The 23,499-nt window shown below is 66.1% G+C and carries 17 protein-coding genes; 6 read left to right on the plus strand and 11 right to left on the minus strand.

Annotated features, from left to right (window positions below):
• Window positions 1–15: 15 nt before the first annotated feature.
• The 3 genes from Q9R30_RS01120 to Q9R30_RS01130 are packed head-to-tail and all read right to left on the minus strand — an operon-like array spanning window position 16 to window position 3,212.
• A complete protein-coding gene (locus Q9R30_RS01120; RefSeq protein ID WP_311216514.1) occupies window positions 16–924 on the minus strand; it encodes a carbohydrate ABC transporter permease in 909 nt (302 codons plus the stop codon).
• A complete protein-coding gene (locus Q9R30_RS01125; protein ID WP_104998986.1) occupies window positions 921–1,874 on the minus strand; it encodes a carbohydrate ABC transporter permease in 954 nt (317 codons plus the stop codon). Before Q9R30_RS01125 ends, Q9R30_RS01120 begins: the two co-directional genes overlap by 4 nt.
• Window positions 1,875–1,922: 48 nt before the next feature.
• Window positions 1,923–3,212, minus strand: a complete 1,290-nt coding sequence (locus Q9R30_RS01130) for an ABC transporter substrate-binding protein (RefSeq protein ID WP_104998987.1) — start codon at window positions 3,210–3,212, stop codon at window positions 1,923–1,925.
• Between the two features lie 197 nt (window positions 3,213–3,409).
• Here Q9R30_RS01130 and Q9R30_RS01135 point away from each other — a divergent pair, with 197 nt between their 5' ends.
• The gene (locus Q9R30_RS01135) at window positions 3,410–5,422 is read left to right on the plus strand and encodes a beta-galactosidase (RefSeq protein WP_311216515.1); all 2,013 of its coding nucleotides are present in this window, start codon (window positions 3,410–3,412) and stop codon (window positions 5,420–5,422) included.
• A gap of 288 nt (window positions 5,423–5,710) precedes the next feature.
• Window positions 5,711–7,429, plus strand: a complete 1,719-nt coding sequence (locus tag Q9R30_RS01140) for an HNH endonuclease (RefSeq protein WP_396136681.1) — start codon at window positions 5,711–5,713, stop codon at window positions 7,427–7,429.
• A 123-nt stretch (window positions 7,430–7,552) separates the two neighbouring features.
• Here Q9R30_RS01140 and Q9R30_RS01145 read toward each other — a convergent pair whose 3' ends face one another.
• The 3 genes from Q9R30_RS01145 to Q9R30_RS01155 form a co-directional block, all read right to left on the minus strand.
• Window positions 7,553–8,920: an ABC transporter substrate-binding protein gene (locus Q9R30_RS01145; protein ID WP_104998989.1), complete on the minus strand. Its 1,368-nt coding sequence runs from the start codon at window positions 8,918–8,920 to the stop codon at window positions 7,553–7,555.
• A 240-nt stretch (window positions 8,921–9,160) separates the two neighbouring features.
• Window positions 9,161–10,102 carry a carbohydrate ABC transporter permease gene (locus Q9R30_RS01150; protein WP_311216516.1) on the minus strand — a complete coding sequence of 314 codons (942 nt, stop codon included), beginning with the start codon at window positions 10,100–10,102 and terminating at the stop codon, window positions 9,161–9,163.
• Entirely contained in the window at window positions 10,092–11,036 is a 945-nt protein-coding gene (locus tag Q9R30_RS01155; protein WP_104998991.1) for a carbohydrate ABC transporter permease, read from the minus strand. The genes Q9R30_RS01150 and Q9R30_RS01155 overlap by 11 nt, the downstream gene beginning before the upstream one ends.
• A gap of 509 nt (window positions 11,037–11,545) precedes the next feature.
• Between Q9R30_RS01155 and Q9R30_RS01160 the strand changes: the two genes are divergently transcribed.
• The 3 genes from Q9R30_RS01160 to Q9R30_RS01170 are packed head-to-tail and all read left to right on the plus strand — an operon-like array spanning window position 11,546 to window position 15,986.
• Entirely contained in the window at window positions 11,546–12,721 is a 1,176-nt protein-coding gene (locus Q9R30_RS01160; RefSeq protein WP_311216517.1) for an acetylxylan esterase, read from the plus strand.
• Entirely contained in the window at window positions 12,718–14,835 is a 2,118-nt protein-coding gene (locus Q9R30_RS01165) for a DUF6807 family protein (protein WP_311216518.1), read from the plus strand. Before Q9R30_RS01160 ends, Q9R30_RS01165 begins: the two co-directional genes overlap by 4 nt.
• Window positions 14,832–15,986: a M24 family metallopeptidase gene (locus Q9R30_RS01170; RefSeq protein WP_311216519.1), complete on the plus strand. Its 1,155-nt coding sequence runs from the start codon at window positions 14,832–14,834 to the stop codon at window positions 15,984–15,986. The genes Q9R30_RS01165 and Q9R30_RS01170 overlap by 4 nt, the downstream gene beginning before the upstream one ends.
• A 151-nt stretch (window positions 15,987–16,137) precedes the next feature.
• Here Q9R30_RS01170 and Q9R30_RS01175 read toward each other — a convergent pair whose 3' ends face one another.
• Genes Q9R30_RS01175 through Q9R30_RS01195 form a run of 5 tightly spaced genes read right to left on the minus strand, consistent with a single transcriptional unit; the run spans window position 16,138 to window position 22,087 of the window.
• Window positions 16,138–17,589, minus strand: coding sequence for an aldehyde dehydrogenase (NADP(+)) (locus Q9R30_RS01175; protein WP_311216520.1), 1,452 nt, complete (start codon window positions 17,587–17,589; stop codon window positions 16,138–16,140).
• A 21-nt stretch (window positions 17,590–17,610) separates the two neighbouring features.
• Window positions 17,611–18,720, minus strand: a complete 1,110-nt coding sequence (locus tag Q9R30_RS01180) for a mandelate racemase/muconate lactonizing enzyme family protein (protein WP_311216521.1) — start codon at window positions 18,718–18,720, stop codon at window positions 17,611–17,613.
• Window positions 18,720–19,625, minus strand: a complete 906-nt coding sequence (locus Q9R30_RS01185; protein ID WP_311216522.1) for a 5-dehydro-4-deoxyglucarate dehydratase — start codon at window positions 19,623–19,625, stop codon at window positions 18,720–18,722. Before Q9R30_RS01185 ends, Q9R30_RS01180 begins: the two co-directional genes overlap by 1 nt.
• Window positions 19,622–20,587: an NAD(P)-dependent oxidoreductase gene (locus Q9R30_RS01190; RefSeq protein WP_311216523.1), complete on the minus strand. Its 966-nt coding sequence runs from the start codon at window positions 20,585–20,587 to the stop codon at window positions 19,622–19,624. Before Q9R30_RS01190 ends, Q9R30_RS01185 begins: the two co-directional genes overlap by 4 nt.
• A 27-nt stretch (window positions 20,588–20,614) precedes the next feature.
• Window positions 20,615–22,087 (minus strand): Gfo/Idh/MocA family oxidoreductase, encoded by a 1,473-nt coding sequence (locus Q9R30_RS01195; RefSeq protein WP_311216524.1) that lies wholly within the window; start codon window positions 22,085–22,087, stop codon window positions 20,615–20,617.
• A gap of 376 nt (window positions 22,088–22,463) precedes the next feature.
• Between Q9R30_RS01195 and Q9R30_RS01200 the strand changes: the two genes are divergently transcribed.
• Entirely contained in the window at window positions 22,464–23,498 is a 1,035-nt protein-coding gene (locus tag Q9R30_RS01200; RefSeq protein ID WP_311216525.1) for a LacI family DNA-binding transcriptional regulator, read from the plus strand.
• Window position 23,499 lies beyond the last annotated feature (1 nt).

Raw genomic sequence — 23,499 nt, forward strand, 5'->3', positions numbered from 1 at the left:
CTCGGGTTTCCGGCACTAGCCCTTGAGGCCCTGGGTGGAGACGCCTTCGACGATGTAGCGCTGGAAGACCAGGAAGAAGACCAGCACAGGGAGCAGGGCCAGGACGGACATGGCGATCATGGCGCCGTAGTCCGAGGACTGGGTCTGGTCCACGAAGAGGCGCAGCGCCAGGGGCAGCGGGTACTTTTCCGGGGTGTTCAAGTAGAGCAGCGGGCCCAGGAAGTCGTTCCAGCTCCAGATGAAGGAGAAGATCGAGGTGGAGATCAGGGCCGGCTTCATCAGCGGCAGCATGATGGACGTGAAGATCCGGACGTGCCCGGCGCCGTCGATCCTGGCTGCCTCGTCCAGCTCACCGGGCAGGTTGCGCATGAACTGGACCATCAGGAACACGAAGAACGCGTCGGCGGCGAGGAACTTGCCGATCAGCAGCGGCACGTAGGTGTCCACCAGGCCCAGCTGCTGGAACACGATGTACTGCGGGATGATCACCACGTGGAACGGCAGGAGCAGGGTGGCGATCATCATGCCGAAGAACACGCTGCGGCCGGGGAACTTGATCCGGGCGAACGCATACGCCGAGACCGACGCGGAGAGGACGGTTCCCACCACGGCGCCGACGGCCAGGATCAGGGAGTTGGTGAAGAACTGCAGGGTGGACACCCCGCCGATACCGTCCATCGCGGTGACGAAGTTGTCGAAGCTGAAGTTGCTGGACCACAGCGACGTGTTCGCGCCGCCGATTTCTGCGTTCGGCTTGAACGAGGAGGCGATCATCCACAGGCCCGGGTACAGGACCACGGCCGTGAGCGCCAACGCCACGATGTGGAAAATGGTGCTCTTGGCGCGCCTGGCACCCGCTGATTCGGATTTCGGGTTGTAGTGCGGCACCTGTGCGTCCGTGGCGGACTGGGTGGGGGTTGTCATTTTGCATCACCGCTGTAATGGACCCAGGACTTGGACGTGCGGAAGATGATCAGGGTCAGGATGCCAACCACGATCAGGAGCAGCCAGGCCATGGCCGAGGCGTAGCCCATCCGGAAGTCGCTGAAGCCCCGCAGGTAGAGGTAGAGGGTGTAGAAGAGGGTGGACCCGGCCGGGCCGCCTTCACCGTTGGAGATGATGTAGGCCGAGTTGAAGATCTGGAACGCGTGGATGGTTTCCATCAGCAGGTTGAAGAAGATCACCGGGGAAAGCATGGGCCAGGTGATGTTGAAGAACTTCCGCACCGGCCCGGCACCATCCATGGACGCCGCCTCGTAGAGGTCATTAGGGATCTGCTTCAGGCCGGCCAGGAAGATCACCATCGGGGCGCCGAACTGCCAGACGGTCAGCAGGATGAACATGGGCATGGTCATGGCCGGGTTGCCCACCCAGCCGCCCAGGTTGATCCCGAAGAGGGACAGTCCTTGGTCCACCGGGCCGGAATCGCCGAACATGGCCTTCCAGACAATCGCGATGGACACGGACGCGCCGATCAGCGACGGAGCATAGAACGCGGACCGGTAGAACCCCTGGCCGCGGCGCTTGCTGTTCAGGAGCATCGCCACTGCCAGTGCGGCGGCGAGCTTGAGCGGGGTACCGAACACAACGTAGCTGACGGTCACGCCCACCGACTGCAGGAACCGCTCGTCCTGGAAGAGGGTGGTGTAGTTGTCGAAACCGATCCATTTGGGCGGATCAAACAAGTTGTAGTTGGTGAAGGACAGATACAGCGAGGAAATCATCGGCCCAATGGTGAGGACGATGAATCCCAGCAGCCAGGGCAGCAGGAAGGTGTATCCGGCGCGGGCGTCCACCCCCCGCTGCCGCGACTTGCGCGGCAGCGGGGCGGCGGACGACGTCGAACGCCTGCTCAGGGTTGGGCTTTGAGTCACGAGTTCATTCCGTCAGTTGTGGACGTCTTGGCCAGGCAGTCTGCCTGGTCAGGCGTTCTGCTTGATGAGGTCTTCGGCTTCCTTGAACCAGGAATCGGCTGCACCGTCGATGGTCAGCTTGCCGTAGTTCAGGTCCGAGCTGACCCGCTTGAAGGATGTCTCGAGGGTGCCGAAACCGACGATTGGCGGCTCGGGAGCGTCCTTGAGGTACTGCTCTATCGACTTTTCGTAATCGACGACGAGCTTGTCAGTACCTTCGAAGGTGGTGCCGTCCCGCTGGGTCTTCGACGCCGGAACGCCCCGGGAGGTCTTGAAGATGTTGCCCACCTCGGGGTCGTTGACCATGAAGTCGATGAAGCGGGCAGCAGCATCCTTGTACTTGGTCTTGGCGCTGGCCACCATGAGCATGGACGGCTTGAGGAACAGGCCCAGGTTGTCCGGGTCATCCGAGGGCACCGGCACAAGCTTGAGTTCCTTGGCACCGCTGTCCCCGAGGTAGGCAGCCATGAAGTTGTCCCAGGTGACTTCGCTGGCGGTGACATTCGAGCCAAACGGGGACTTGGGGGCGAGCTGGGTGACGCGCTCTTCGGAGACGAGGGCAGGGGTGCCGCGAAGGGCGGCGGTCTGGTTCCACCACTTCTTCAGGTCATCCTTGGTGAAGCCGAGCTTGCCGTCCTCAGTGAACGCCTGGATGTTGTTCTGGCGCAGCCAGATGTTGAACATCCACCAGACGCCGGTGTAGTCGGTTGATCCGAAAAGCGCACCGTTGCTCTTGGTGCCTATTTCGGCGAGGAAGGCGTTGTACTCCTTGTAGGTCCAGGTGCCATTCGGCTCGGCAATGCCCAGGGAGGCCAGCTTGGCGGGATCGTAGTAGACGGCGAAAGCGTTGGTGCTGGTGGGGATGCCGTAGGTCTTGCCCCGGATCTGGCCGGACGGCAGGAGGGACTTGTCGAAGGCGTCCGTATTGATTTTCAGGGTGCCCAGGTCCAGGAGCTGGTTGCGCTGGCCGTAATCGCGCAAGTAGGAGAGGTCCCACTGCATAACGTCGGGCAGGCCGCCGCCGGCGGCCTCGGTGGCACGCTTCTGCCAGTAGCCGGCGAAGTCGGTGAAGTTGCCGTTGACCTTGATATCCGGGTTCTTCGACTCGAACAGGGCAATGGCCTTGCGGGTGCGCTCCGCACGGTCATCGTTGCCCCACCAGGTGTAATTGATGGTCACGGGCTTCTCGGCGGTGCCGGTCTCCCCGGAAGAGCTGGAGCCCGTTCCGCACGCCGCGAGCGCCGCAGCAGATGCGGTGCCGACAGCCACGGTGGTGAGGAAATGCCTTCTGTTGATCATGGGAGCCTCCTTGCTCGATCTGTGCAATGCTGTCGCCCACTGCCACGAGTGTGGTGAGCTGGCTTACACGGCTTCTGAATCGATACAATATCGGCATTACCGGTTCTGGGCAAGCGTTTTCCAAGAATTCGGGCAAGCGTTTTCCAAGAACACGTTTTCTCCCGGTATCGCAGCCACCCATTAGATGAAGGAGTCCCATGGATTCGCAGGACATCCCCCGGCCGGCAAGCGTCTGGAACCATGTCGAAGGCATCGCCTACGGCGGTGACTACAATCCCGAGCAGTGGCCGGTCAGCGTCCGCCTGGAGGACCTGGAGCTGATGCAGGAAGCGGGCGTGAACTTCCTCAGTGTGGGAATTTTCTCCTGGGCACTGCTGGAACCCGCCGAAGGGAAGTACAACTTTGGCTGGCTCGACGAGGTGCTGGACAACCTCCATGGCATCGGCGTCAAGGTGGCCCTGGCCACCGCCACCGCTGCTCCCCCGGCATGGCTGGTACGGAAGCATCCGGAAATCCTGCCGGTCACGGCTGACGGAACCGTGCTGGGACCGGGGTCACGGCGGCACTACACGCCGTCGTCGGCCGTTTACCGCCGCTACGCCAGCGGCATCACCCGTGCACTGGCCGAGCGCTACAAGGACCACCCCGCCCTGGCGCTCTGGCACGTGGACAACGAGCTGGGCTGCCATGTCTCCGAGTTCTACGGCGAGGAGGACGCCGCGGCCTTCCGGGCGTGGCTGGAGCGGCGGTACGGGAACATCGATGCACTCAACGCAGCGTGGGGCACGGCGTTCTGGTCGCAGAACTACGGCTCGTTCGAGGAGATCCTGCCGCCCGCCATTGCGCCTTCCACCCTGAACCCGGGCCAGCAGCTGGACTTCCAGCGGTTCAACTCCCGGGCCCTGATGGACTATTACCGCGAACTCGTTGCGGTCCTGCGGGAGGTCACCCCGGGCGTTCCGTGCACCACCAACCTGATGGCCTCCAGCGCCACCAAGTCCATGGACTACTTCGACTGGGCCAAGGACCTGGACGTCATCGCCAACGACCACTACCTCGTGGCCGCCGACCCCGAACGGCACATCGAACTCGCATTCAGCGCGGACCTCACCCGCGGCATCGCGGGAGGTGACCCGTGGATCCTGATGGAACATTCGACGTCGGCCGTCAACTGGCAGCCGCGCAACCAGCCCAAAATGCCCGGAGAAATGCTGCGCAACTCGCTCGCCCACGTGGCCCGCGGTGCCGACGCCGTCATGTTTTTCCAGTGGCGGCAGAGCTTCGCCGGCTCGGAGAAGTTCCACTCGGCCATGGTGCCGCACGGCGGCCGGGACACCCGGGTGTGGCGCGAGGTGGTGGAGCTGGGGGCGGACCTGAAGCGGTTGGCTCCGGTGCGCGGTTCGCGAGTGGAATCCCGGGTTGCGATCGTGTTCGACTACGAGGCCTGGTGGGCCAGTGAGATCGACTCCAAGCCGAGCATTGACGTGCGGTACCTTGACCTGCAGCGGGCGTTCCACCGCTCGCTGTTCCTCCGGGGCGTGTCCGTGGATTTCGTGCACCCTTCCGCTTCCCTTGATGGATACGGCCTCGTGCTGGTGTGCACCCTGTACACCGTCACTGACGAGGCCGCGGCCAACATTTCCGCTGCAGCCTCCGCCGGCGCCACTGTGCTGGTGAGCTACTTCAGCGGGATCGTGGACGGGAAGGACCATGTCCGGCTGGGCGGCTATCCGGGCGCGTTCCGGGAGCTGCTGGGCGTTCGGGTGGAGGAATTCCATCCGCTGCTGGCCGGGACCCAACTGAAGCTGAGCGACGGGACCGTGTCTTCCATCTGGAGCGAGCACGTCCACCTGGCCGGCGCCGAAGCCATGCAGGCGTTTACCGAGTATCCGCTGGAAGGCGTTCCGTCCCTCACGCGACGGGCCGTGGGTTCGGGTGCGGCCTGGTACCTGGCCACGTTCCCCGGCCCGGACGGCATTGATTTCGTGGTGGACCGGCTCCTGGAAGAGTCCGGCGTAGCCCCCGCTGCGGCCGGTCCCGGTGTGGAGGTGGTGCGGCGGCGCTCTGCCGACGGGCAGGGCTTCCTTTTTGCCATCAATCACACGCGTTCGAATGCCGCCGTGGAGGCATCCGGCCAGGATTTGCTGACCGGCGAAGCGTTTCCGGGGCTGGTCCCGGCGGGCGGCGTGGCGGTAGTTGCGGAGGGCTAGTCACCCGCGCCTCAGAACGTGCGACGGCGGCGCCTCCTTTGGCGTCCCCGTTCCGCTTTGCACAGGGCGGCTTGGAGGCGGGGCGGCTTGGGGCGGAGCGGCTTAGGGCGGAGCGGCACAGGGCGGAGCGGCTTTCCCGTTTTCCACATGGGCTTTTGGGTGGCTGTCGTTGTCACACCCTGGTGGAAGACTTTGGTCATGGAAGCGGTATTGGGGACGGTTGCAGTGCTGGGGGCGGAGCCTCGGGTGCCCCTTGCTGCCAGCGTGCCGCAGCCCTCGCCTGTGATTATGGAAGCGGAAAAGCCGGACTCCTCCCCTGCCGCTCCGACCGTTGCCGATACACCCCACCCAACGCCTGTTGTTCCGGCTTCCGGAGGCGCGCCTGCGTCCTCGCCTGCCGCGCCGACCCTCGCTGATGCATTGGCCGTTCTGGCTGGTGTTCCTGTGGCCCGCGACAGTGCGGGGATGGTTGAGCAGATGCGGCAGTGGGAGGACATGAAATGCCTGGCCGGCGCGCAGCAGGCCCGGCTTGCTGTGGCCTTCGATCTATTGCAGCGGCAGGAGCAGGCTGACGCCGGCGTGCCCGTGGATGAGCAGGGCGCCGGTGTCGCGGCGCAGATCGCACTGGCACGGCGGGAATCCCCGGCCAGGGGGTCCCGGTTACTGGGCTTGGCCAAAGCCCTCACGGGCATGCCCCGCACCTTCGCCGCCTTTCGGAGCGGCCAGCTGAACGAGTGGCGCGCCACCCTGATCGTGAAGGAAACCATCTGCCTCACGGTGGAGGACCGTGCCGGCGTGGATGAGGAACTCGCCGCCGACACCGGCACGCTCGACGGCGCCGGCGACCGCGCCATCGTCACCGCAGTCCGCGCCGCGGCGTACCGTAGGGACCCCCGCTCCATCGCAAAGCGGGCCGCACGAGCGGTTACCGAACGGACCGTGAACCTTCGCCCGGCCCCTGACACCATGACCTACCTGACCGCGCTGCTCCCCGTTGCCCAAGGCGTTGCGGCCTACGCCGCCCTGGCCAGGGCCGCCGATACCGCCCGCTCTGCAGGAGACGAACGGTCCCGGGGGCAAGTTATGGCCGACACCCTCGTCGAGAGGGTTACCGGTACCCCAGCCGGCATCAGCGGGGTGGAGATTCAGCTCGTTATGACCGACCGCGCCCTGCTCCATGCCGACGCAGAGCCCGCCCGGCTTCCCGGGTACGGCACCATTCCCGCATGCTGGGCCAGAAACATCGCCCTCACCAATACATCAGCCGCGGGAATGCCGGCAACAGACCCAAGCACCGGCAGCGCTGGTTCTCCTGCCGCTGACGGAACCGCCGGTGACGGTGCCGGAGGCGAGGGTGCCGCAAGCGACCACGCCGCTGCTGTTCGCCGCGAGCTTGATGTGTGGATCCGGCGGCTTTACACCGCTCCCGGCAACGGGGACCTGCTGGCCATGGATTCCAAAGCCCGGCTCTTTCCGGCTGGGCTGAAACGCTTCCTTCAAGTCCGGGACGACACCTGCCGCACCCCGTACTGCGACGCCCCCATCAGGCATCACGACCACATCGCTTCCTGGCATAACGGCGGAGCCACCAGCGCCGGCAACGGCCAAGGCCTCTGCGAAGCCTGCAACCACCTCAAGGAAACGGGCGGCTGGGCGGCTGAACGCGTCCCAGGCCCGCGGCATACAGTGGCAACCACCACCCCAACCGGCCACACCTACTTTTCCACCGCACCACCCCTCCCCGGAACATTTTCCGTACCTCAAGAGGACCGTAGGGGGCCACACCATGTGGACCAGGGAGCGGAGCCGTTCACTCTTGCGCATCAGGCCCGTCCCACCGTGGCCCCGGCAGTCGCACAGTCACCACCCCACCAGGCCGTCCACGTCCTGGGAAGGGTGATGCCGCCGCGCGTCTATGGGCCGGGAGAACGCGTCTATTCGCAAGGAGCAGGTGTCCGACGGCCAAGGCCCAGGGAAAGCACCCTTCCCTGGCCGCCACAAGCTTAAACAGTTTTGCCCCGGCTGGAACCTGGTGGTTCCCTCCGGGGCGAAGCTGCCACCCGCCGTCGGACGTGGTGGGCGGAGATGCGTCCACCCACGGTGTCCCAAGCCGTGTTGGCGGCGTGAAGACTAGCTGCTGATTGCGGATTTCATTTCGGAGTGGGCCTTCTTGCCGGCTTCCTCAGCGGACAGCCTCTCAAAGAGAACCTCGGAAGTGTAGCGCTTGATGATTTCCTGGATTGCGCCGGCGCCCTTCGGCGGCGGCGCGGGGGCCTCGCCCAGTTCGTCCTTGATCTGGTCGATGAACTTGACCACCTTGACGTCCGCCGGCGTCAGTTTGGACTCGATGGCCGCGCGGACCTCGGAGTTCGGGTAGACACCGCGGTCCGCCAGCAGGGTCTCGCCGGCCTTGACGTCGTTGGCCAGGAAGTTGATGAACTTGGCGGTCTCCTCAGGGTGCTTGGTGCGTGAGGACGCGGACCAGAACTGGGAGGCCTTGTACCAAAGTTTCGCGTCGGCGGATGACCCGGTCTTGCTGGGGAACCGCAGGATCTTCAAGTCGCTGCCGGATGCCTTCTCCAAGGCCGGGGCCTGGTTGGACCACCAGAACGCCAGGGCGTTCTTGCCCGTGGCCAGTCCGGACTGGTCAAGCGGAGCAGCTTCAGCTTCGACGACCTCGGATGCCGTGGGAACGGCTTTGTTCTCGCTGAGCTGCTTCAGGAACGCCCACCACTTGGCGATGTCGCCCGGTTCGAAGCCCAGCTTGCCGTCGGAGGTATACAGGGACTTGCCGTTCTGGCGGAGCCAGACCCCGAGTGACGCCTCATCAGTCCCGTAAGCGGCAGCGCCATAGGTGCCCTTCGGGGACTTGGCGGTGATCTCGGAGGCGATCCGCTCGAAGTCCTCCCAGGTCCACTTTGAATCGTCAGGAAGCGGAACACCGGCAGCCTCAAAAACCTTCGGATTCGCAAGGATGGTGGCGGCATTGATGCCAGCGGGGATGCCAGTCAGGCCGTCCTCGCCTTTGCCTGCGTTAAGTGCCGCTTCGTCGAGCTTGGAGGTGTCGATGTCGTACTTGGACAGGTCAAGAAGGGCCCCGCGGCTGGAGTACTCGGTGATGTACTTTTCGTCCATCTGGATAATGTCCGGAGCATCATTCGCCGCCACCTGGGTGGCGAGCTTGTCCCAGTAACCGCTCCAGTCACCAAACTCGGGCTTGATCTTGATGTTGGGGTTTTCAGCCTCAAACTTCTTGATGGCTTCCTGGGTCAGCTGGGCCCGCTTGTCGCCGCCCCACCAGGAGAACCGGAGTTCGACGGGGCCATCAGCGCTTTGCTGGCCGGAGCCCCCGCCGCAGGCACTGAGGCTCAAGGCCATGACGACGGCGGCAGCAACTGCTGCAACGCCAGTCTTACGAAGGGGGCGTCGTCCGCCCGTGGAGGATGTTGCTGCCGGCTGCTTGGCTTTAGCAGAGGCAGAGCGGGAAAAAAGCGGCACTGGTTCTCCGATCTTCTTTGATCTTGGTGCTGGGGATGGAGTTCGGGGATGGAATCAAACTGGGTGGAACCGAAACGGGAAACCGTTTTCTACATCCGATGTTACAAGTAGCAAACTTGTAATACAAGACGGTGTCGGGAATGTTTTGGACTTCAGAAGCGGCCCGTCGGCGGACGGGCAGCTCCGTGCAGCGGAGGTCATGCCGTGGCCAACAGGGCGGGGCGGAATAGTCGGAACCCGCTATTTGATGCCCGTGGTGGCGATGCCCTTGATGAGGAACCGCTGGCCAAAGAGGAAGACCAGGAAGACCGGCAGGAGGGACACGATGGACATCGCGAACAGCGATCCCCAGCTCGTAGCCGACTGCGAATCCACGAAGGCGCGCAGTGCGACAGGAACCGTGAACATGTCGGGGTCCGTCAGGTAGATCAGGGCGCCGAAAAAGTCGTTCCACGTCCAGATGAACGTGAAGATTGTGGTGGTGGCCAGGGCCGGGACCATCAGCGGGAGAATGACCCGCAGGAAGATGCGGGGGTGGCCTGCGCCGTCGATCCTCGCAGCCTCATCAAGCTCCCGTGGAATGCCGCGGATGAACTGGACCATCAGGAAGACGAAGAACGCTTCGGTGGCCAGCAGCTTGGGCACAATCAGCGGCCAGAAGGTATTCACCCAGCCGATCTGCGAGAAAAGGATGTACTGGGGAACGATCACCACATGGAACGGCAGCATGATGGTCAGGAGCATAATGCCGAACAACAATTTCTTGGCGGTGAACTGCAGCCGGGCGAAGGCGTACGCGGCCATGGAGCAGGAGATCAGGTTGCCGAGGATGGAACCGATCACCACAATCGCGGAGTTGATCATGTAGTGGCCGAAGGGGTGCGTCAGGGCCGACCAGCCTGAGGTGTAGTTGCTCATTTCCAGGCTGTTGAGCCAGAGTCCGGGCTCGCGGAAGATCAGCTCGTTGGGCCGAAGCGATGAAATCACCATCCACAGCAGGGGGTAGATCATCAACGCGCCGGCAAGGATCAGGACAGCGTGCTTCATGAAGGCCTTGCCGCGCTGGGCCTTGCTGAAGGCCAGTGTTCCGCGGGACTCACGGGGCTTGCGATGGTTCGTAGGCTTACCGGCACCTCCGGACTTCTTGTCCGAGGCGGGCAGCGTCTCCAGCTTAGTCGTCATAGAAAACCCAATACTTAGAAGCGATGAAGTTGATGGCAGTGAACACGCCGATGATCACCAGCAGGATCCATGCCATGGCGGAGGCATAGCCCATGTCGAACTGGCCGAAACCCTTTTGGTAGAGGTACAGGGTGAAGAACATCGTGGAGTCCGACGGGCCGCCGTTGCCGCCCGAGACGATGAACGCCTGGGTGAACGACTGGAAGGACCCGATGATCTGCAACACGAGGTTGAAGAAGATGATCGGACTCAGCATGGGGAGGGTAATCCGCCAGAACTGCTGGAGGGTGGTGGCGCCGTCAACCTTGGCTGCCTCGTAGTACATGTTCGGTATTTGCCGCAGGCCGGCCAGGAAGATGATCATGGGGGCGCCAAAGGTCCAGACGTGCAGCAGGATGATCGACCCCAGTGCCGTGCTCGGGTCAGATATCCAGCCGGGCCCCTGGATGCCGAACATGGCGAGGACCTGGTTCACCAGGCCGGTGGTGCCGAAAATCTGCTTCCAGAGGATAGCGACGGCAACAGAGCCGCCCAGGAGGGACGGCAGGTAAAACACCGAGCGGTAGAACGGCAGGCCACGCAAGCCTTTGTCCAGGACGAGGGCAATCAGCAGCGCCACCGCGAGCTGGAGCGGGACCCCGATAAACACGTATGCGAAGGTCACGCCAAGCGAGTTGTGCAGCCGTGCGTCCGTGAGCATGCGGGTGAAGTTGTCCAGGCCCACCCATTCCGGAGGCTGGAGCAGGTTGTAGTCCGTGAAGGACAGATACAGGGACATCAGCATGGGGCCGATGGTGATTGCCACCAGGCCCACCAGCCAGGGCAGCAGGAAGATATAGGCGGCCTTGTTGTCCCGGCCGTTGGCCTTCTTTTCCGCGGCGGTGGGCTTGCCCTTCCGCCGGGTAATGGAGCTGAGTTCGCTGATGGCGCTCACTGGTGCCGCCCCGTTCCTGTCAATAGGCCCCCTGCGGCCGGCATTCCTGCCGGGCGCAGTGCCCTGGGTATGTGCTTAGCGGCCATGTGGTCTCCTTTGGTCATCGTGGCCTCCACGTTTCCGGTGTCCGCGCGAGGCGGTTGTGCGCTCCCCTGCGGCCCGGCTTCCCCGTCGAGGCACTGGCAGTCGGCGGCCTTGCGCCGCCGGGAAATGGGGGGTTGCAAAAGCGGTTCCGTACCAAAGTAAACGTTTTCTTGACTTGTGTATAGCCCTTTGTTAGTTTTTGAGAAAACGCTTTCCGCTTGACCCGCCACTACGAAGAAGCACAAGGTCTTAGGGGGCAGCACAGTGCGGTTACGCCTCAAGAAACCCTTTCAGCCCGGATGTACTGTTCGGGAAGATGCCGGCCCATGACGGCGCCAACGGGCCCCATCCCAGGGTCGACCCCAACCGGGCCTGGGCCACTGTCGATCCCGCCATCAGAAAACGTCCGAACAGGAGGCATGCCCATGACTGATACGGGCCAGCCGACCCGGCCCAGCGCCATCGCCGGCTACGGAGACTGGCCTGCCTATGTTCAGCAGCACGCCCGTTACCACGCTGCCACCGCTGCAGCCCAGGAACTTGCGGACGCCCTCGGCGTGCCGGGGGCGCTTCCCTCACCTGACGTGACCGTCCATGGGGAGGAGACGCACGACGGCGTCACCACCTCCCAGCTCGGCTGGCAGCTGGGCTTCGGCCCCCGCAGTACGGGCTGGCTGATCCGCCCGGCGGGCGCGTCCGGGCCGGTGCCCGGCATCCTGGCGCTGCACTGCCACGGCGGCAACAAGTTCGGCGGCGCGGACCGGCTGGTGGAACTCCCCGAGTCCCATCCCTCCGCAGAAAACGCCCGGGCCAGCCACTACGACGGCCGCGCCCTGGCCACGGACCTGGCCCGCGCCGGTTTCGCCGTCCTGGCCCACGACACGTTCGGCTGGGGCAGCCGCCGTTTTGACTTATCGGTTCCGCCCTGGCGGACGGCCGCCGCGCTGGAGGCGCGGCAGGCACAGTGGCGGCAGGACGGCGTCGTACCTTCCGGGGCCGACGTGTACAACGCCGCCGCCGGATTCCACGAGGAAACGCTGGCCAGGACCGCCGGCCTGCTGGGCACCAGCCTCGCCGGGATGGTGGCCCACGACGACCTCGCAGCCCTGGAGATCCTCGCCGCGCTGCCGGACGTAGACCAGGAAAGGCTCGGCTGCATCGGTTTCTCCGGCGGCGGGGGCCGTTCCCTTGCCCTCGCCGTGCTGAGCCACCGCATCAAGAGCTACGTGGTGACGTGCATGATGACCACCTTCCAGGCGCTTCTGCCCGCCTACCTCGACGCCCATTCATGGCTGCTGCAGACTCCGGGGCTCTGGAGGCTGGGTGACTGGCCGGAACTCACCGCGAGGGCCGGGGCCAGCCGCCTGCTGGTGCAGTACGCGCTTGCGGACCAGCTCTTCCCCGAAGACGGCATGCGCGGCGCACACCGCATACTGGAGTCCCTGCACAGCCCCGAAAGCTACACCGGGAGCTTCTGGCCGGGGGGCCACATCTTCACCGCCGGCATGCAGCGGGAAGCGATCGATTTCCTGTCTGCCTCGCTCGGCGCCAATGATCTTAATACCCTTCCTCCCTTCAGCTACCAAGGACCCTGCTCATGATCGATCAATCCGCAACAGCGGAACCCGGCCGCATCGCCAAGGGAGGTGCCGTCCCCGCAAGCGTCCAGCGCATCGCCCTGGTGGGCGTGCACGGCTTCGGCGAACAACACCTTGCCAATCTCGCCAGGCTCGAACAGGCCGGCACCGTGGAACTCGTCGCCGTCGCGGATCCCAACCCGCCCGCCCCTGGACGGCTTGCGGAATCCGTAGCTGTCTTCGACGACCTGGCCCAGCTGCTGGCAGCAGACCCGGGCATCGACGTCGTTATCCTCGCCACCCCCATCCAGACCCATGCTCCCCTGGCCCTGGCAGCCCTGTCAGCGGGCAAGGACGTCTATGTGGAAAAGCCGCCGGTGGCCTCGCTGGCCCAGTTCCGGGAAGTGTTGGCAGCAGCCGAAACTGCGGGACGACTGGTCCAGGTGGGGTTCCAGAGCCTCGGCTCCCACGCGCTTCCCGCCATCCGGGCGCACGTCGAATCAGGGGGCATCGGTGACGTCCTCGGCGTGAGCGCAAGGGGCGAATGGGTGCGCAGCAAGGCGTACTTCAAGCGCTCCCGCTGGGCCGGAAAGCGCAGCCTGGACGGCATCGACGTGGTGGACGGGGTGGCAACCAACGCCCTGGCCCACGCCGTGGCCACTGCGCTCCACATGGCCGGGGCGCACACCCTGGCGGACGTGAAATCGGTGGAGACGGACCTGTACCGGGCACACGATACCGAGAGCGATGACACCTCCGTCCTCCGCGTGCGAACGGCCACCGGAACCACCCTCATCTGCGGATTGACGCTGTGTGCGCCGGAGCAGCGGAACCCGTCCGTGACGGTGCACGGCACCCGGGGCGAGATCACCTTCTTCTACACCGAGGACGAGGTGGTCACCAGCACCGCGGACGGCGAGCGCCGGGAGACGTTCGGCCGCACGGACCTGCTGGAGAACCTGTTGGCTGCGCGCTCCACGGGTACTCCCCTGCTGTGTTCGCTGGCGGACACCGGCGCCTTCACCACAGTGCTGGAAGCCATCCGGACAGCCCCCTTGCCACAGCCCATCCCGCCGGAACATGTCACCTGGGAGGGCGAAGGCGACGACGCCCACCCCGTGGTTCACCGCATCGCGGCCGTCATCGAACGGGCGCTCGCGGCGCAGGCCACCTTTGCCGAGCTGGGTGTTCCCTGGGCCCGGGACCTGCCGCCGGCCCGCACACTCACTGTGGACCACCAGGCCGTTGCCGGGTACCAGGACGGGAGCCGGATCCGGGCGGTGTCCTCGCCGCGCCCCTACCTGCATCCCGTCCGGACCCTGGCGGGCACGGTGGTGACGGACCACCAGCCGCTGGACCACGTGTGGCATCTCGGCGTCGGGGTGGCGCTGCAGGACGTGGACGGCATCAACTTCTGGGGCGGCCGCACCTACACCCGTGAAGCCGGCCAGTACGTCTGGCGCCCGGACCACGGCAGCATCACGGTCCGGGACACCCTCGTTGAAGAAACAGCTGCCCTCACGGGAGCCCGGGGCGGCAGGCTGCAGGAAATCCTGGCCTGGAACGGTCCCGACGGCGCGCCGGTGCTTGTCGAAGACCGCACCTGGACCTGGTCCGGCGTCAGCCCGTCCATCTGGCAGATATCCCTGGACTTCGCCCTCTCCCCTGCGGGCGGCCAGCCCGTCAGCCTCGGCAGCCCCGGCTCCAACGGCCGCCCCGAAGGCGGTTACGGCGGGTTCTTCTGGCGGCTGCCCGCCTGCGAAGGCGCCACCGTATGGACATCCGGCGGCTCCGGCGAGTCCGGGGCGCACGGTTCAGTCACGCCGTGGCTCGCCTGGGCCGGAAAGTTCGACGGCGGCACACCAGTTGGCGGAGGACCAGCCGCCGGAGGCCCGGCCGCCGGGGCGCCCGCCGGCAGCGCCACGCTCGTCTTCGTGGCCGCTGAGGGCTCCACCGACCCGTGGTTCGTCCGCGTGGACGGCTACCCGGGCGTTGGCCGGTCCCTCGCCTGGGACACCCCGGTCATCGCCGAACCGGGCCGTCCGGTCCAGCGCAGCATCACCGTTTTCGTAGCAGACGGGATCCTGGACACCACCGACATCGAAGCACTCATCAACCAGCAGGGGAACCGTCCATGAGCCAGACCACAGCCGACAGGACGCTGCATCCGGGCAGGACGGCCCCGGCCTCCGCGACTGACCGCGCCATTAAACGCCGGCGCGTGCTGGACATCCTTGAAGCCAAGGGACAGGAGTCACTGCTTCTGACCACCAACACCGCGCTGACGTGGTACCTGGACGGCAGCCGGGTGCACATCAGCCTGGCCGGCGATCCGATCGCCGCCCTCCTGGTGGACCGCGGAGGCGACCACCTCGTCACCTTCAACAATGAGGCCGGCCGGATCGCCGCCGAGGAGCTGCCTGCCGGCGTCGCCCTGCACTCCGTGCCCTGGTACGGCAACCTGCACGAGGCCGCCGCCGCCGTCGGACGTACTGGCTCGGCTGGAACTGCCGCCCAAGGCGGCCCAGCCGGGCGTGGCACAGCACCGCTGGCCGAAGCGGAGGTGGCGGCGGAGCTGCGCGCGGCCCGCCAGCAGCTGCTCCCGGCCGAGAGCGCACGTTACGCACGGCTTAGCGCCGAGGTTGCGGTGATCATGACGGACGTCCTCTCCACGGCCCGGCCGGAGACCACGGAGTTCGAGCTGGTGTCCGCCCTGGCCGGCCGGGTTGTCGCCGCCGGCGCGGAGCCCCTGGTCCTGCTGTGCAACGGTAGCAGCCGCAGCGGGTTCCGGCACCCGCTGGCCACGCACTCACCGCTGGGCCGGCGCGCAATGGCCGTCGTGTGCGCCCGTCGGGACGGCCTGGTTGCCAACATCACCCGCTGGGTAAGGTTCGACGCCGGCACGGCGGAAGAGCGCGACGCCGAGGCGCGCATCGCCGCAGTGGAAGCAGACATCTTCGACGCCACGGTCCCCGGGGCCCGGCTGGACCGGATTTTCACCGAGATCCAGGCCGCCTACGCCCGGCACGGCTTCGGCGCCGACCAATGGGAGCAGCACCACCAGGGCGGTCCCGCCGGCTACGCGGGCCGCGACCCGCGGGTTACTGCCGCCGCAACGGACACAGTGGTCCTGGACCAGGCTTTTACCTGGAACCCGTCCGGGCCCGGCGTCAAGATCGAGGACACGGTCCAGCTCACCGGAACGGGCTTGCAGGTCCTGACGGTCGACCCCCGCTGGCCCTCGACGGCGGTCAACGGACTAGGGCGGCCGGCCACCCTCCAGCTCTAGCCACAACGCTCGATCAGTTCCTGCAGCAAAACCCAAAACGCTCTATCAGTTGAAGCCGTAGTACCGGCAACAACTGATAGAGCGTTTTGGTTAAACCGACATCAAGTGGAAGAGCGTGTTGGATAAGCCCACATTAAGTGAGAGAGGGTTGTCAGGGTAGTACGAGTTCGCCGTCCACCCGGCGCGGGATGCCCAGCGGGTTACTCTCGAGCAGCGCCGGGTGCAGGACCGCTTCAGGCGCATCCTGGTAGGCAACCGGACGCTGGAACCGGCGGACCGCCGTCGCGCCCACCGAGGTGAACAGCGAGGTGGTGGCCGGGTAGGGGCCGCCGTGCTGCTGCGCCCAGTTGACGGCCACTCCGGTAGGCCAGCCGTCGAAGAGGACGCGGCCTGCGAGTCCGGACAGCTGCTCCACAAGCGCGGAGATGTCCTCCTTCGGTTGGGCGTGCACCGTGGCGGTCAGGCTGCCCGGCACTTTGGCCAGGGCTGCGGACAGCTCCTCCTGGTCCGCGAATTCGATCAGCATGGTGGTGGGGCCGAAGCACTCCTCCAGCAGTTCCCCGGGACTCTCCAGGACCCTGGCAGCGGTGGTGGAAAAGACCACCGGCGCTGCCCCGTTGGCCACAGCATCCTGGTCCACGCTGCCGCTGACCACCTCAACGCCCTCCACGGACGCGAAGCCGCGCAGGCCGTCCGGATAAGCCTCGGCGATCCTGCTGGTGAGCATGCCCAGGGCCGGCTTGTCCTCGCTGGCCTCCGCCACCCTGGCTGCGAAATCCGTGCCGGCCGGTATGAACACCAGTCCGGGCTTGGTGCAGAACTGTCCGGCGCCCAGAGTGAAGGAGCCTGCAAGCCCGGCAGCGAGCTGGTCCGGGCGTTCGGCCAGCGCCCCCTCCGTGACCACTACAGGGTTGAGGCTGCCCAGTTCGCCGTAGAACGGGATGGGTTCGGGACGGGACGTGGCAAGGTCGAACAGCGCCCGGCCGCCGGGGATGGAGCCCGTGAAGCCGACGGCCTTGATGGCAGGATCCTGGACCAGGGCTGTTCCCACTTCACGGCCGCTGACCAGGGCGAACAGGCCGTCCGGGGCGCCCGCGCCGCGAAGCGCGTCCGCCACGATCTCCGCCGTCCGCTCGGACAGACGCAGGTGGCCTGAGTGCGCCTTGACGATCACAGGGCAGCCGACCGCGAGGGCGGATGCGGTGTCGCCGCCGGCCACCGAAAAGGCGAACGGGAAGTTCGACGCCGAGAAGACCGCCACGGGGCCGATGGGTTTGAGGATCCTGCGCAGGTCCGGCCTGGGCGGGGTGGCAGCCGGATCCGCGTGGTCGATGACCGCTTCGAGGTAGGAGCCCTCGGTGACCACGCGGGCGAAGAGGCGCAGCTGCCCGGTGGTGCGTGCCACTTCGCCGGTGAGGCGGGCTGCGCCCAGGCTGGTCTCGGAATCAGCGATCGCAACGAGCTCGGCCGCGTTGGCGTCCAAAGCATCGGCCACAGCGTTGAGCCAGCCAGCGCGCCGGGCGTCGGAGGCAGCCGCCGAGATCCTGGCCGCATCCGTGGCCGCGGCTGTCAGCTCGTTAAGGGAAAGGGTTGCAGTAGTCACTGGGATCCTGTTCGTCGTGATTTAGGTCTGCGGGTTGTCAGTGAACCTGAAGCCGAGCCCCGGCTGGCCTGTGAGCGTCACCCTGCTGCTGCTGAACCGGACCGGCGACGGGCCGGCCAGGATCCCCAGCTGTTCGAAGGATGCCTCTTCGACGTCCTCCACCATGGTGGGCTCCGCGAGCGTCAGGGCCAGCTGCCCGGACAACTCCGGAAGCAGGTGCGGCATGACCTTGATGCTGTTGGTCCGTGCAAGCACAACGATCCGCCGGAACGGGGTGATGCCTCCCACCCGGATGATGTTGGGCTGGATGATGTCCACCGCTTCCGCCTCAATGAAATCGCGGAACCGGTAGATGGTGTGCAGGTTTTCGCCAAGGGCAATCGGCACCGGTGAATGCTTGCGGAGCCGCCGGTAAGCCCAGAGATCGTCCGCCCGGAGGGGTTCCTCGAGCCACTCCAGCCCGAATTCGGACAGGACGTCGAGGGCGCGGAAAGTGGCGGGCAGGTCCCAGCGCTGGTTCGCGTCGATCATGAGCTTCCGGTCCGGCCCCAGCACCGAGCGGACCGCGGCAACACGTTCGGCGTCCTCGCGGAGATCAGGCTTGCCAACCTTGATCTTCACCGCCCGGTGCCCTGCCGCGACCCACCGTTCGGTCTGGGCTACGAGCTCCTCAAGGGTGTAGTGCAGGTTCACCCCGGAGCCGTAAACCTCGGCAGACTCCTGCCGCTGGCCAAGGTGTCCGGTGACGGACGTTCCGGCGCGGGAGGCCTGCAGGTCCCAGAGGGCAAGGTCCACTCCGGCCATCGCGATGGTGGTCAGTCCCCCGCCGCCGGCCTCGTGCAGCCTTTTCCACAGCGCGTCCCAAACCACCTCCGGATTAGCCGGCAACCCTGCGACGAAAGGCGCGATGTCGTAGTCCAGCAGTGCCTTAACCGCCTGGGGTCCGATGGTGGGCGTCCAGGAAAAACCATGCCCCGCACCGCCGTCGTCCGTATGGATCTCCGTAACGATTACGTGGTTCTCCGGCGCCTCCACGCCCCAGCTGCGACGCAGCGGAACTGTGATGAGCCGGGTGGAGATGCCCGTGATGCGCGGTGCGGTACGCACTGCCGCGGCGGCCGGGGCGCCCATCAGCGGCCGGCCAGCTCGTAGCCCTTGGCGAGGATGGCCTTGAGCTGGACCAACTGTTCCTCGGTGGGGTCAACCAGCGGCGGGCGGACGGAACCCACCGCCAGGCCGCCCAGGCGCAGGCCTGCCTTGATCAGCGAAACGCCGAAGCCCGGAGTCTGGTCGCGGAGCCGGACCAGCGGCGCATAGAAGCCTTCCAGCAGGGCGTTACGGCGGTCCTCGTCGCCAGAGATGTATGCGTCGTAATAGGCCGTGGCGATCTCCGGCGCCATGGCGAAGACGGCCGAGGAGTACAGCGGGATCCCCATCCCGCGGTAGGCGCCCTGGGTCAGTTCGGCGGTCAGCAGGCCGTTGAAGAACGCAAAGTCCTGGCGTCCCGCGGCACGGACCGCGGACACGATTTCCTGGGCCAGGCCAACGTCGCCGAGCCCGTCCTTGAAGCCGATGACCTTGGGGTTGGCGGCCAGCCGAGCCATGGAAGCTGCCGTGAACCTGGCGTTGCCGCGGTGGTACACGATCACCGGCAGGCTGCTGGCGTTGGCCACGGCCTCGATATAGGCAACCAGACCGTCGGTGGGTCCGGTGACCAGGTACGGCGGCAGCACCAGGAGGGCGTCCGCACCGGCTTCTTCGGCAGCGCGGGCGGCGGCGAGGGCATGGCCCAGCGGACCGCCGGCTCCTGAGACTACGGGCACCTTTCCGGCAACAACCTCGACGGCGGCTGCCACCACGGTGCGGACCTCGTCGATGCTGAGGGCGTGGAATTCGCCGGTGCCGCAGGCGGGGAAGACGCCGCCCGGCCCGAACGGAAGCCGCGAGCTGATGTGTTCCTTGAGCAGTTCCACGTCGACGGCACCAACGGCTGTGAACGGGGTGACGGGGAAGAACAGTACGCCGTCGAATTTCATGGTGTCTCCTTGGCTCCGCCGCCGGTGCTGACCAGCGCGGAGTTCTCGTCGTTGAGGGTGGAACGGGACTTGAGTTCCGTGCGCCAACTGCGCGCGGGGTGCCAGCCCAGGAGTTCCTGTGCTTTGGCGATGGAGAAGGCCGGGCTGGTGCCGGTGAGCCCAGCGCTGAGGACTTCGCTTCCGGGCAGGAATTTTGGCATCAGTTCGGCCAGGGGCGCGGTGGCGAGGGCGTCAGCGGCTCCGACGAAGAAGGTTTCCCCGTTGGGGATGGACGGCATCTTTTCCAGCAGCAGGTCGAGGAAGTCCGCCACGTCCCGGGCGTCCACGTAGTTGAACAGGGCGGGGGCGGAGAGGGCGGGGTCGGCCAGCCGTTCTGCAAGGGTGTGGCCCTGCTGGGTGGGTGCGCCGTTCCACTCCTCCGGGGAGATCACGTAGCAGGGGCGGAACGCCGCATAGCGGATCTTTCCGCCCTGGGCTGCCGCGAAGGCCTGGACGGTTTGCTCCGCGATGAGCTTGGACAGCGCGTACGCGTTCCAAGGCTTCGGCGGCGTCCGCTCATCCAGCGGGAATGACGGCGGCAGCCAGCCCGCAGGTGAGCCGTAGCCCAGCACGGTGGGGCTGCTGGCGGTGACGATCTTCGGTACGCCCACTTCCGTCGCGGCGCTGACCACGGCGAAGGCGAGGCGTGTGTTCGTAGCGAAGATGACGTCCTCGGGCGCGCTGAAAGGCACCGCGATCGCCGCAAGGTGGATGACGGCGTCGGGCGTGGTTTCCCGGAGGAGGCGCAGAGCCTCCCCCGGCGCAAGAAGGTCGGCGGTTTCCTGTACCACCCCGGCGGGAAGCTGGTCCGCGTGGACGGCGTCGCGGTCCACGGAGATGACGTGGTGGCCTTTCCCGGCGAGCCCGGCCACCACGCTGCGTCCCAGCCGGCCGGAGCCGCCGGTGACAAAGATCCTGCTCATGGTTGTTCCTTCAGGTTCTCAGGCCGGTCACTTGCCGCGGCGAAGGTCGACGCCGAGGTCCAGGTCCTCGATGCGCACGGGTAAAGAGGTCTCGAGGGAGCGGTTGCCGGCGATGCCGACTGACACAGACCTCAGCCCGTCCAGGTAGCCGGAGGGGCGTCCCAGCGGGTCCTCGCCCGGGCCGTTGAACAGGTCCGAGAGGAGAAGCTCGTCCCCGCCGCCGTGGCCGCCCTCGCCGTTGACGATGGGCACCTCGTAGGCTGCTTCCCAGTGGCGCTGGACCACCAGGCGTTCCCCGTTGCGGCGGATGGCGTCTTCTTCCTCCACCGGGGTGGCGCTGGGATCCACGACGGTCTTTTTGTCCGTGCTGTGAAGCACGGCGGCGCGTTCCACGACCTCAAGCTCGGCTCGGCCTTCCGTGCCGTTGACAGCGACGCGGTAGCCCTCCCACGGGCTGTGGGCGTTCAGCGAGTAGCTCAGGCGGGGGCCGCCCTGGTACTCCACCACCAGCGCGAGGTTGTCCTCGATGGTGATGCCGCCGGTGAAGACGTCCTGGTCGCGGCGGTAGCCGTCGTAGTGCTCGTTGTCCAGGAACAGCGCCTTGAGCCGCTCGTCCTCCCGCAGGTCCAGCGCGAAGGGGTCCTTTGCGCCGGTGCTTGTTCGGGCGGCGGAAGCATCGGCGTCGGGCGTTCCACGCTCCGGACGGGGGCCCAGGCCGCGCTCGGCGGCGTTCCTGTCACCGTAGAACTTCAGCCCGCCGGACGCGAAGACCCGCTCCGGGACGTCGTCGATCCACCAGTTGACCAGGTCGAAGTGGTGGGACGCCTTGTGGATCAGCAGGCCGCCGGAGTTCTTCTTTTCGCGGTGCCAGCGGCGGAAGTAGTCCGCACCGTGGACCGTGTCCAGGACCCAGCTGAAGTCGATGGACGTTACCTTGCCGATCACGCCGCTCTGGATGACCTCCTTCAACGCGCTGTTGCGCGGCGAGTAGCGGTAGTTGAACGTGACCACAACGTTCCGGCCGGTCTCATGCACGGCCTGGGTGATGCGGCGGCAGCCCTCAGCGTCAATGGTGAGGGGTTTTTCGACGACGACGTCCGCCCCGGCGCGCAGGCCCTCCACGATGTAATCCGCGTGCGTGTAGTCCGGCGTGGTGACAATGACGCGGTCAATGTTGTTGGCCTGGATGAAGGCCGTGAGGTCCGCCGGGTCAAAGGACGCAACGGGTCCCGGAGCTCCCAGTTCCTGGATGAGCTTCTGGTAGAACTCCACCCTGCCCGGGTTGACGTCGGAGAACGCCACGAGCTCCGCAGTGCCCGCATGCTTGCCGAAGATCGCGCGGATGTACATCTCGGAGCGGCCCCCGGTGCCGATCAGGGCGATGCGGGCCTTGCCGCCCTGGCGGGCGGGAGCGGCCGGGGCGCCGGGAACAGCGTGCAGGCCGTCCGTGGACTCGGGCCGGGCCTCTGAAGCAGAAGTCGACTCGGCTGTGTTGACCATGAGGGTCCCTTTCGAAGGCTTAGGTCCGGCCCGCTGGGCCGTTGTTGCGTGTAGATCCGGTTCATGCTGAAGGGCGTGTGAGAAAACGCTTTCCCGGTTTGCTATAAGATTTGTATCAACCGGACCGTCCATCCGTCAACCACTGACAGCACTGGCAGAAAACGCTTTCCGCCAGAGTGCAGCCCCAGCACTGGAAAACCCGGGAAAACCGGGTGGGAAATTTCGGGAAACCAAGAGAAATCGTTTTCCCCCTCCCGTTATATGCTTTCACTCACGATGTGCTTTGACCAGGACGTCGACAAGGAGTTGGCCGGGTCCCCCTGCCAGCGGACTGCGCCCGGCCCTGCCGGCTCCGGCGCGAAGGAAGGGGCCACTTATGGTCAGGAAATCGGCTTCCGGCCGGATCGGCATCGCGGATGTTGCCCTCAAGGCGGGCGTCTCGCACGCCACGGTTTCGCGCGTCATGAACGGCAATTTCACTGTTGACCCTGAGATCGCCGCCCGGGTGAGGGCCGCTGCTGCTGAACTGAAGTACCAGCCCAACCCGGTGGGACGAAGCCTGGCGCTCGGCAAGACCGACACCATCGGCATCGTGGTGCCGGACCTGGCCAACCCCACCTTCCAGGCCATCCTCCGCGGCCTGAGCCGGGCGGCCGCCCAGGACGGCTACCGCGTCCTCATCGCCGACTCCTTTGAAGTCTCCAGCGAGGAGTCCATCCTTGCGGGTGAGGCTCGCCGGCGCTGCGATGGCCTGGTCCTGTGCGCTCCACGCATGAGCGACGCCGAGCTGGAAGAGCTTGCCCCGTCGCTGCGCCCGCTGGTGCTGATAAACCGCACCACAGCAGCGGCGGATGTTCCCAGCCTGGTGGTGGACTACAGCCAGGGCGTGCAGGACATCGCCGACCATCTGGTGGAGCTCGGGCATACGCGCCTAGCTTTCCTGTCAGGGCCTCCCCGCAGTGCCTCCAACGACCTCAGGCTCCAGGGCCTGGAGGCGTTCAAGACCGCCCATCCGCACGTCGAGGTCACCATGCTTGAAGGCGGCTCCGACTTCGACACCGGCCATGGGGCAGTGGACGCAGTGCTGGAGAGCGGTGCCACCGGGATCCTGGCCTTCAACGACCTGGTGGCCATGGGCCTGATGAGCGGGCTGCACGAGCGCGGCCTTGACGTTCCCGGCGACATCTCCGTCACCGGGTTCGATGACATACCCTTCGCCAAATACACGACGCCGACACTCACCACGGCAGCGGTTCCCATCACCGAGCTGGGGGCGGAGGCATGGCACCAGCTGCGGGCCCTCATCCGGAACGAACAGAGCCAGGCTCCCGGCAGCCACTACCAGCCGAGGCTCGAAGTGCGGGCCAGTACCGGCCCGGCCAAGGCCGCCCGCACCGCGGTGCACGGCTGAC

It is taken from the genome of Arthrobacter sp. AB6 (genome assembly GCF_031844545.1).
GTDB lineage: Bacteria > Actinomycetota > Actinomycetes > Actinomycetales > Micrococcaceae > Arthrobacter.